At 72.7% G+C, this 9,673-nt stretch carries 11 protein-coding genes; 8 read left to right on the plus strand and 3 right to left on the minus strand.

Annotated features, from left to right (window positions below; translation table 11 throughout):
- Nucleotides 1-80 precede the first annotated feature (80 nt).
- Nucleotides 81-914, plus strand: a complete 834-nt coding sequence (locus AB0K03_RS38790; protein ID WP_364696371.1) for a patatin-like phospholipase family protein — start codon at nt 81-83, stop codon at nt 912-914.
- On the opposite strand, the gene AB0K03_RS38795 is transcribed toward AB0K03_RS38790, so the two are convergent.
- Nucleotides 911-1,528 carry a hypothetical protein gene (locus AB0K03_RS38795; protein ID WP_364696374.1) on the minus strand — a complete coding sequence of 206 codons (618 nt, stop codon included), beginning with the start codon at nt 1,526-1,528 and terminating at the stop codon, nt 911-913. The genes AB0K03_RS38790 and AB0K03_RS38795 overlap by 4 nt on opposite strands.
- Before the next feature lie 109 nt (nt 1,529-1,637).
- On the opposite strand from AB0K03_RS38795, the gene AB0K03_RS38800 reads away from it, so the two are divergent.
- Genes AB0K03_RS38800 through AB0K03_RS38820 form a run of 5 tightly spaced genes read left to right on the plus strand, consistent with a single transcriptional unit; the run spans nt 1,638 to nt 4,531 of the window.
- Nucleotides 1,638-2,159, plus strand: a complete 522-nt coding sequence (locus AB0K03_RS38800; RefSeq protein WP_364696377.1) for a SigE family RNA polymerase sigma factor — start codon at nt 1,638-1,640, stop codon at nt 2,157-2,159.
- On the plus strand, nt 2,156-2,884 hold the full coding sequence (locus tag AB0K03_RS38805; RefSeq protein ID WP_364696379.1) for a hypothetical protein: 729 nt from the start codon (nt 2,156-2,158) through the stop codon (nt 2,882-2,884). The genes AB0K03_RS38800 and AB0K03_RS38805 overlap by 4 nt, the downstream gene beginning before the upstream one ends.
- A gap of 38 nt (nt 2,885-2,922) precedes the next feature.
- Nucleotides 2,923-3,522 carry a sulfite oxidase-like oxidoreductase gene (locus AB0K03_RS38810; protein ID WP_364696382.1) on the plus strand — a complete coding sequence of 200 codons (600 nt, stop codon included), beginning with the start codon at nt 2,923-2,925 and terminating at the stop codon, nt 3,520-3,522.
- A complete protein-coding gene (locus AB0K03_RS38815) occupies nt 3,492-4,241 on the plus strand; it encodes a ferredoxin reductase (protein ID WP_364696385.1) in 750 nt (249 codons plus the stop codon). The genes AB0K03_RS38810 and AB0K03_RS38815 overlap by 31 nt, the downstream gene beginning before the upstream one ends.
- Nucleotides 4,238-4,531: a DUF6510 family protein gene (locus AB0K03_RS38820; protein ID WP_364696388.1), complete on the plus strand. Its 294-nt coding sequence runs from the start codon at nt 4,238-4,240 to the stop codon at nt 4,529-4,531. The genes AB0K03_RS38815 and AB0K03_RS38820 overlap by 4 nt, the downstream gene beginning before the upstream one ends.
- Here AB0K03_RS38820 and AB0K03_RS38825 read toward each other — a convergent pair.
- Both AB0K03_RS38825 and AB0K03_RS38830 read right to left on the minus strand, forming a co-directional pair.
- Nucleotides 4,508-4,894, minus strand: a complete 387-nt coding sequence (locus AB0K03_RS38825; protein WP_364696391.1) for a hypothetical protein — start codon at nt 4,892-4,894, stop codon at nt 4,508-4,510. The genes AB0K03_RS38820 and AB0K03_RS38825 overlap by 24 nt on opposite strands.
- A 55-nt stretch (nt 4,895-4,949) precedes the next feature.
- Complete coding sequence (locus AB0K03_RS38830) at nt 4,950-5,885, minus strand: sensor histidine kinase (protein WP_364696394.1); 936 nt, start codon at nt 5,883-5,885, stop codon at nt 4,950-4,952.
- 257 nt (nt 5,886-6,142) lie between these two features.
- On the opposite strand from AB0K03_RS38830, the gene AB0K03_RS38835 reads away from it, so the two are divergent.
- Nucleotides 6,143-6,496, plus strand: coding sequence for an STAS domain-containing protein (locus AB0K03_RS38835; protein WP_364696397.1), 354 nt, complete (start codon nt 6,143-6,145; stop codon nt 6,494-6,496).
- Nucleotides 6,483-9,362: a SpoIIE family protein phosphatase gene (locus AB0K03_RS38840; RefSeq protein ID WP_364696400.1), complete on the plus strand. Its 2,880-nt coding sequence runs from the start codon at nt 6,483-6,485 to the stop codon at nt 9,360-9,362. Before AB0K03_RS38835 ends, AB0K03_RS38840 begins: the two co-directional genes overlap by 14 nt.
- Nucleotides 9,363-9,673 lie beyond the last annotated feature (311 nt).

The raw sequence follows: 9,673 nt of genomic DNA on the forward strand, positions 1-9,673 counted from the left end.
GCCCCGAACCGCCATCGTCCCAAACAAAACAGACATAGCAGGCCCGAACCAGCAAACCCCGGATGCGCGATAGTGGGCGCATGGACAAGCGTGCGCTCGTGCTGGGTGGTGGTGGCGTCACCGGCGTCGCCTGGGAGATCGGCCTGCTGCACGGCCTCGCCGAGCATGGCCTCGACCTCACCACCGCGGACCTGTTCGTCGGCACGTCCGCCGGGTCGGTGGTCGCGGCCCAGCTCACCGGCGGCACCCCGGTCGCCGAGCTGTACGAGCACGAGCTGACCGACACCAGCGGCGACCCGAACGCCACGATCGGCACGCGCGTGCTCCTGGGCTTCGTGCTGGCCGCTCTCTGGCCCGGCGGGCGCGCGAAGGGCCGGGCCCGGCTGGGGCGTGCCGCGCTCCGCGCCCGCACCGTGCCGGAGTCGGAGCGGCGTACGGCCATCGCCTCCCGCGTACGCCGCGACGAGTGGCCCGCGGCCCGGCTGCTCGTGCCGGCGGTGCAGGCCCGGACCGGCGAGGTGGCCGTCTTCGACGCGCAGAGCGGGGTGTCGCTCATCGACGCCGTGGCCGCCAGTTGCGCGGTGCCGCTGGTGTGGCCGCCGATGACGGTGGCCGGCCGCCGGTACGTGGACGGCGGCGTCCGATCGGTCGCGAACGTCGACCTGGCCGGGGGCTACGACCGGGTCGTCGTGATCGCGCCGATCGTCGCCGCCGCCCGGCGCGCCGATCGCCCGGCGGCACAGGCGCGAGCGCTCGGCCCCGGCGTACGCTCCGCCGTGGTCAGCCCGAGCGATGCCGCACTGACCGCGATCGGCCGCAACCCGCTCGACCCGTCGCGCCGGGCCCCCGCCGCGAAGGCGGGCCGGCACCAGGCGGCCGACGTGGCCGAGCGGGTCCGGAAGGTCTGGGACTAACCCACGCCGATCTCGGCGTTGCCGACCGGCAGCTTCTTCCCGGCCGCGTCGAGCGCGGTCAGGTCCGACACCGGCCCGGTGGCCGCGGAGAACCAGAACGCCTTGACCGACTCGTCCTCGCTCCACGCCGCCGGGGTGGCGGTGACCGTACGGCCGCCGGCCCGTGCGGTGATCTTCGCTGCGGGGCCGACGTAGTAGCCGAACGTCGGCGTCGGCTCACCCGAGACCTCCATGGTCCCCTCGACCGCGTGGAAGCCCGGCGCCCGGTCGGAGCCGGTGGTCTCGTTGGTCATGACGTCGGCGGTGACCGCGCCGCTCGCCTGCCGCCGCCCGGCCATGAGGCCGAAGGACGTGCCGGGCATGTCCTTCACCGGCACGAAGCACAGCACCCAGGAGCCCTGCTTCGCGGCGATTCCCGTGTCGATGACGTCACCGAGCGTACGCGGGGCGGGCGGCGGCGCGTCCGGCGTGGACGGACGGCCGGGCGCGTGCGACGCCGGGGCCGCAGCCGGATCCTGGGCCGCGTTGGCGGCGACGGCGCCGGCGATCGCGACCGAGACGGCCACGCCGGTCACCCCGGCGGCAAGGATCCAACGGTTGCGGGAGAGATTCATGGGCTGTGCTCCTGCAGGATGGGCGGATGGTACGGACCGCAGAACGAGACGTCCGGGGATCGCAGAAGGTTGCCGCAACCTTTTGCGCCGCCCGCTCGTCGTTGACGCCGTGAGATCAGGCCGACGAAGCGACGAAGAGTTCGTCGAGTTCGCGCGTGCGAACTCGGCGCGGCTGCAGCGTGCCGCATACCTGCTGACCGGTGACCGGCACCAGGCGGAGGAGGCGGCCCAGGCGGCGCTCGTGCGCGTGTACGCGTCCTGGGGCCGGGTACGCCGCAAGGACCCGTACGCGTACACCCGTACCGTCCTCGCCAACCTGCTGACCGACCAGTGGCGCCGCCCGATGCGCGAGTACGCGACCGAGCAGCTGCCGGAACAGCCGGTCGCCCGCGACGTGGCCGACGACGTGACCCGCCGCCGCTGGCTGATCGGGGCGCTGAAAGCCCTGTCGCCGCGCGAGCGCGCCGTCGTCGTGATGCGGCACTTCTTCGACATCACCGAGGTGGACGTGGCCCGCGAGCTCAACCTCTCGCTGGGCACGGTGAAGAGCCTCAACTCCCGGGCGCTCGCGAAGCTCCGGGTCTCGATCCCCTCGCCCCGGCACAGCATGGAGAGCGGAGCCGCCCGATGAACGACCTCGAGGACCTGAAGGACGCCATGCACTCGACGCCGGACTTCGAGCCACGCCCCCTCGACCTCGACGCGGTGCTGGCCCAGGGCGGCCGGTTGCGTCGCAAGCGCCGCCTCGCCGTCGGCGCCGCCTCGGGCGTGGCCGTGCTGGCGCTGCTCGTGGGCGGCGCGCAGGTGGCCCGGCTCGGCGGCGACGGTAACGGCCCGGGGACGGTGGCCGCCGCCCCGCCCGGCCAGGTCGCCGCGTCCCCCGCGGGCGACGTGCTCGGCGATGTCATCCGGACCGGGCTGACCACCCCCGAGGGCGAGCAGGTGCTCTGGGTCAAGCCCCTCGAGGAGGACACGCTGCCCGGCGTGACGTTCGGCCTGGTGCTGGGCCGGCGGACGGCGGACGGCAAGCTCGTCAGCGACGTCCTCGTCAACGAGACGAAGGGCTCCGACCGCGCGCCGGGCTTCCACTCGCCCGAGGGGCCGATGCAGGTGAACGGCGTCGTCACGCCGGCGTTCGGCTACTACTCCGGCGCCGATGCGGCCACGATCACCACGACGGTGAACGGCCGCCGGGTGCAGGCGCGGACCGCGGTGTGGAGCGAGGACCCCTCGATCGTCGTGTTCTGGTTCGATCCGGCCGCGGTCAAGCCCGGCGCGTCGCTGACGAAGCTCACCGCGTACGACGAGAAGGGCCGGACCCTGCCCGGAGCCGGCGCGACCTTCGGCGTGGGGTGACCTGTCGCCGCACGTGATCTTCGGGTTTACTGCTGGGCATGAGCATCATCTCTCCCGGGTTCGGCGGGCGGCGGCGCTCCTCGCGCCCCGACCTACCACCCGGGCAGTACCTCACCCACGACTTCCCGGTGCTCTCGGCAGGGCCGACGCCCCGGATCCCGCTGGACCGCTGGTCCTTCACGATCACCGATGAGATAGGCGGGCGGACCAGCTGGTCCTGGGACGAGCTGAACGCGTTGCCGCAGGAAGAGTTCACGGCCGACATCCACTGCGTGACGAAGTGGTCCAAGCTGGGCACGACGTGGCGCGGTGTCTCGCTGGACACGCTCTTCGAGAACGTCGAGAGCACCGCCGACTTCACGATGGTGCACAGCTACGGCGGCTACACCACCAACGTGCCGCTGGAGGACCTGCTCGACGGCAGGGCGTGGATCGCGCACACCTTCGACGGCGAGCCGTTGCACCCCGAGCACGGCGGCCCGGCCCGGCTCGTCGTTCCGGCGCTGTACTTCTGGAAGTCGGCGAAGTGGGTCGACGGCATCCAGATGCTCCAGCAGGACGAGCCGGGCTTCTGGGAAGAGGCCGGCTACCACATGTACGGGGACCCATGGCGCGAGCAGCGATACCAGGGCGATTGAACTGGCGGGTCGCCACCGTGGCCGAGGCCCGGTGGGAGACCCCGTCGGCGCGCACGCTGGTCCTCGACGTCCCGCACTGGCCGGGCCACCTGCCGGGCCAGCACGTCGACGTCCGCCTCACCGCCCCCGACGGCTACTCGGCCCAGCGCAGCTACTCCATCGCGTCCGCATGGCGCGACGGCGGGACGGTGGAGCTGACGATCCAGCGTGTGGCGGACGGCGAGGTGTCGTCGTACCTGACGGATGTGCTGGAGCCCGGCCGGCAGCTCGAGCTGCGCGGGCCGGTCGGTGGCTGGTTCGTCTGGCGTGGCACGCCGTCGCCGGTGCTGCTGGTCGCCGGCGGCTCGGGGGTGGTCCCGTTGATGGCGATGATCCGCGCGCGGGGTGACGCCCGCGGGCGGCAGCCGTTCCGCCTCATCTACTCCGTCCGCACCCCGCAGGACACCCTCTACGCGGGTGAGCTGGCCCGGCGGGTCCGCGACGACCCGGGGCTGGACGTGCGCTTCGTCTACACCCGCAAGACTCCCGACGGCTGGCCGGAGCCGCCCGCCCGGATGGGCGTGCCGGTGCTCAACTCGCACGGCTGGCCGCCGGATTTCGCGCCCGACGTCTTCGTGTGCGGGCCCACGTCGTTCGTGGAGGCGGCCGCGGACATCCTCGTCGCGTTGGGCCACGACGCCGCGAAAATCAGGACCGAGCGATTCGGGGGTACGGCATGACCACCGGTTTCGAGCTCGACGGCAACGCCATGGCCGGCGACCTGCGGGAGATCTTCGCGGTCGACCTGACCGGCGCGGTGGCGACCTGCGCGGGCTGCGGGCGGCCGAGCGCCGTGGCCGCCCTGCGGGTGTGGGGGCCGGCGCCCGGGCTGGTGGCCCGCTGCCCGGGCTGCGAGGACGTGGTCCTGCGGCTGGTCCGCGCGCCGGGGCGGGCGTGGCTCGACGTGCGCGGCGCGGTGTCGCTGCGGATCGCGCTGCCCGAGGAGTCAGTCGCGGAAGGTCCGGCGTAGCCGCTCGGCCAGCCCGACCGGGCGCGGCGCGGCGGCGGGCAGCGGGCCCGTGGGCGCGCGGCCGGGAGCGGACCGACCGATGGGCTGGTCGTAGTCGGCGGCGGCGACCGCCTCGATGATCTGCTCGTCGGTGAAGTTCTCCGAGCCGGGGATCGAGGGCACGAAGCCGACGAGGACCCCGTTGCGCATGATCTGCGCCTCGAGTCCCGCGGTGCCGTCGTTGTCCCAGATCGCCTCGCGGCCGTCGGGCAGGACGACGCGGATGCCGTACTGCGTGATGCCGGCGTGCGGCAGCTTCACGTGCGCGAAGACGTTGCGAGCGCGGAGCGTCTCGACCACCCGGCGGGCCCTGTTCTCGTCCATGCCGCCGACGCTAATCCGCGCGACTGTGCGGTTGCTGAAGACCGGCTGTGGATTGTCAGCGGAGCGGGGACAGCGAGATGTAGAAGCGGACGGTGGTGCCGTGGTCGCCGACGTGCATCCGGACGAGATCGGCGACCATGTTGACCAGCAGCACCCCGCGACCGCTCACCTCCGTCGGGGGCACCGGCCGCCGCCCGACGAGGTCGTCGGCGATCCGGCCCTTGCTGGCCACCTCGCAGACGAAGTGCCGATCGTCGGTCCACGAGCGCAGCAGCCCGGCGCCGCCGCCGTGGACGACCGCGTTGGTGGCCAGCTCGCTCACGGCCACCGCGACGTCGTTCAGGCGCTCCGGTGGCGTCCCGCCGGACCGTGCCCGCTCCACGACGACGCGGCGCAGCCCGGCGAAGGTGTCCGCGTCGAAGGCGAGGGTGGCCGCGGTCCCGGGCACGGACAGCTCGTGGTTCACGGCGCGCAGGGCCACGCCGGGCGCATAGCGATCGTTGTGCCGCCGGTGCCGGCCCTGCACGACCGTCCGGTGGGTCAGCCGCGCGTCCGCGAGCGCGGCGTGGGGCAGGTGCGTGACGTCGTACGGGCACAGCACGCTCACGGACCGGCCGCTCAGCACGCGGTCCACCAGAGCCTCGTGCTGGACGCACGCCGGGTACTCGGCCGCGGTGCGTTCCGCCCAGGTGGACTCGGTGACGATGTGGACCGGGCCGGCGGGGTGGTCGTCGGCGACGGCGCAGAGCACCGACGGGATGATCCGGCCGGGGTTGCGGCCGGACTCCGCCATGTCGATGAAGCGCACCTGCCGCCCGGCGGCCCCCAGCGCGTCACGCAGGCACTGGAGGCGGGGCGAGGGCACGGCGACGGCCACCCGCGCTCCGGCCGCCAGCCCGGCGCGGAGGAAGGCGAGCGTCCCGGCGAGATACTCGTCGAGGTCGGCGTAGAACAGCGCGGCATGGCCGGCGACGCCGGGCGACGGCCTCACCCGTCCACCGGCCGAGCCGCCACCGGGCATGCGGAGCATCGAGTCACGAACACCGGCCGATCACTCCAGAGCGCCTCGGGCCAGGACCGCCGCGGCGGGACCTGACTGCCCACCGAGCTCACCTTGCATCGCAATACGAAGACGCCCGGCTCTGTCGCACCGGGAGTGCGAAGGACGGCGATGGATCCTGCTGTGGAATGTGTCGAAGCGGCGCAGGAGTCGTGCGGCTACGGCGGTGCCCGAAGGGAGGAGCTTTGATGGACCCGGCTGATCGAGTCCCGCCGACGCAGCTGACCGTCGAGCGCCGGGGCTACGACGGTGGTGTCGTCACGCTCGCCGTCGCCGGCGACATCGACATGATGACCGGCGACCGCTTCGTCCGGGCGCTCACGGAGGCGCTGGACGAGCCGGGTGTCACCCGTCTGCTGGTGGATCTGGCGGCGTTGCGCTTCATCGACTCGAACGGCGTGACGGCGCTGCTGCGGGCCCACCGGGCCGCCCGGCGGCGGGAGGCCACGTTCGGTGTCTTCAACGTCAGCGAACCGGTCCGCAGCATCCTGACCATGCTCGGCGTCCACGACCTGCTCACCGCCGCCGATGACGTCAAGTGAGCACCACGCCGAGTCCGCGCTGCTGGACGCGGTGCAACAGGCGGTCGTCACCACGGACACCGACGGGCGCATCACCCACTGGAGCGCGTACGCCGAGCACCTGTACGGATGGCCGGTCACCGAAGCCCTGCACCGGCCGCTCACGGAAGTCGTGGCAGCGCCGGCGCTCGGCGCGATGCTGGCCCGGGGGAAACGGTGCCGCGGAGAGTTCGAGGTCCGCCGCAAGGACGGCAGCATCTTCACCGCGTCGATCGTCACCGGCCCGCTCCTGGTGGACGGGGAACCGCGTGGCGCCGTCGTCGTCTCCGAGGACGTGTCGGCGGACGTCGCCGCCCGGGCCGCGGCCCTGCGCAGGGATCAGCGGCTGCGCGCCCTCTCCGACGCTCTGGACGAGGGCTACTGCCTGTGCGAGATGGTCGTGGACGACGACGGGAACCCGGTCGACTACCGCTTCCTCGAGGTCAACGCGCTCTTCGAGAAGATGACCGGCCTGCGCTCGCCGGTGGGCAGGACGGCTCTCGAGCTGGTGCCCGGCCTGGAACGCGCCTGGATCGACACGTACGCCCGCGTCGGCCTCGGCCGCGAGTCCGTGCGGCTCGAGCAGGGAGCAGCGGCCATGGGACGCTGGTTCGAGGTGTTCGCCACGCCGGCCGAGCCGTACGGACGCTTCTCGGTCGTGTTCAAGGACCAGACAGCGCAGCATTTGGCGCAGGAGTCGTTGCGGGAGAGTGAGCAGCGCTTCCGCGACATGACCGACCACCTGCCGCTGCTGATCTGGCAGCACGATGCCCACGGTGCCATGACCTGGGTCAACAGCACCTACTGCGAGTTCTTCGGGGTCACCCGGGAGGCGATGCGCGACGACCGGTGGCAGCTGCTGCCGCATCCGGACGATGCCCGCTATACAGAGGGGTTCCTCGCCGCTGTGGCCGACCGCCGCTCGTTCCACGGCGAGGTCCGCGTACGCCGGGCCGACGGCGAGTGGCGGTGGCTGGAGTCCTGGAGCCGGCCCCGCCACGGTCCCGACGGCGCTTTCCTGGGCCATCTCGGCACGAGCAAGGACATCACCGCGCGCAAGCAGGCCGATCTGACCCTGCGCGCGTCGGCGGCCGCGGACGCCTATCGGGCGCGACTGTCCGACACGCTGCGCACCCTCACGGACCCGGCCCGGATCCAGGTCGAGTCCGCCCGGCTCCTCTGCGAGCACCTGGGCGCCACCCGCGTGCACTACGCCGAGGTCGACGAGGACGGCATGTACGTGACCGTGCCGGCCGACTATCACCCCGGGGTGGCCGGTGTGCGAGGACGGCACCGCCTCGACGACCACGGCGCCGCGGTCATGGACGACTTCCGCGGGGGCCGCCCGGTCGTCGTCGACGACGTCTCCCGGGACTCCCGCCTGGACGCCGCGCAGCGCGCCGCGGCGTCCGCATTGGACATCGGCGCCTATGTGCTCCTGCCGCTGATGCGGGACGGGCGGCCGGTGGCGGCCTTCGCCGTCCACGACGCCCGCCCCCGCCGGTGGACGTCCGAGGAGCTGACGATCATCGCCGACACCGCGGAACGCACCTGGACCGCGGTCGGTCGGGCCAGGGCCGAGGAGGCGATCCGCGCCCAACGGGAACGGGCCCAGCTCATCGCGGATCTGCTCAGCTCCCTGGAGCAGGAGACGACGGTGGCGGCCCAGGCGCAACGGCTGACCGATTCCCTCGTGCCGGCCATCGCCGACTACGCCACCCTCGAGGCTCCGTACGCCGACGCCCACCTGCTGGCACTCTCCCACTGGGACGAGGAGAAGGCGGAGATCCTGCACCGCCTGCGTCGCCACCATCGGCTCGGGGCGGACGACGACCACTCGCTGCACCGTTCCGCCACGGGCGGCGCGAGGCTGATCCGGCACGTGACAGCGGAGTTGCGCGCCGCCCTGCCTCGCGGCGAGGACGCCGCAGCCCTGCTCGAGAAGCTCGGCACCCGGTCCCATCTGGCGGTGCCGCTGGCGCTCGGCGACCAGCGCGGCGTGCTCATGCTCGGCATCACCGAACCGGAACGGCCCCTGTTCGGCGACGACGACCTGGCCTTCGTGACCGACCTCGCGGCCCGCGTCGCCCTCGTCCTGACGTCCACTCACGCGCGGGAGCAGCAGCACCGGATAGCCACCCGGCTGCAACGCGCCCTGCTGCCCGACCGGCTCGTCACGCACCCGCGGTTGTCCGTCGCGGCACGGTACCGGGCCGGCAGCGCCCTGCTCGACGTCGGCGGCGACTGGTACGACACGTACACCTGGCCGGACGGCAGCATCGGCGTGATCGTCGGCGACGTCGCCGGTCACACCATGGACTCGGCCGCCGCCATGGGACGACTGCGCGCCGCGACCGCCGCGTTCGTGGCGTACACACCGGCCAGCCCGGCCGCGGTCCTCGACGCCCTCAGCAGCTATGCGCGTGGCCCCAACGGCACCGAGCTCGTCACCGCGGCCTGCATCGTCATCGACCCGGGCACGGACACGCTCACCTACGCCACGGCCGGGCATCCGCCTCCGCTCGTCCTCACACCCGGCCGGCCGCCGCGGCGCCTCGACGACGCGGCGGCTCCCGCGATGTGCGTCCATCAGCCACAGTCGCGGGACCCGCGGCCGGTGGGCCGATCGGCTCTGCAGCCCGGCTCGTTGATCGTCCTCTATTCCGACGGGATCGTCGAACGGCGTGGCGCCACCCTCGAGAATGGGATCGAACGGCTGGCGCGTGCCGCGGCGCCATTCGCGGACCGGCCGATCTCCGATGTCGCCGACCGGATTCTCGACGCCATGAGCGACGACGATCCCACCGATGACGACGCCGTGGTCGTCTGCGTCCGGCTCCGGGAATGAGGCTCGCGACCACGCCGTACCCCGGACGGAATGTGCGACGTCGGCACGGGCTCAGCCGGATACGATTCGCGCGGTCCGGGTCCTCGGTCGACAGATCCGACAGCTGCCCTGGGGGTCGCGTGCGCCGCATTTCTCACGATACTGACAACGATCTCTCGACCAGTATCCGATTCCTTTTCACTTTCCCTTTCGACCGCCATTCCCTGGGGCTCATCCCAGGGTCTTTGCGTTTTCGGCTGATGGCCGTCTGAGCTGCGGTGATGCCAGATGATGAGCCTTTGTGGAGTCGCCCGGGGCGGGTGAGGCCTCGG

This window comes from Actinoplanes sp. NPDC049316, from assembly GCF_040677315.1.
GTDB lineage: Bacteria > Actinomycetota > Actinomycetes > Mycobacteriales > Micromonosporaceae > Actinoplanes.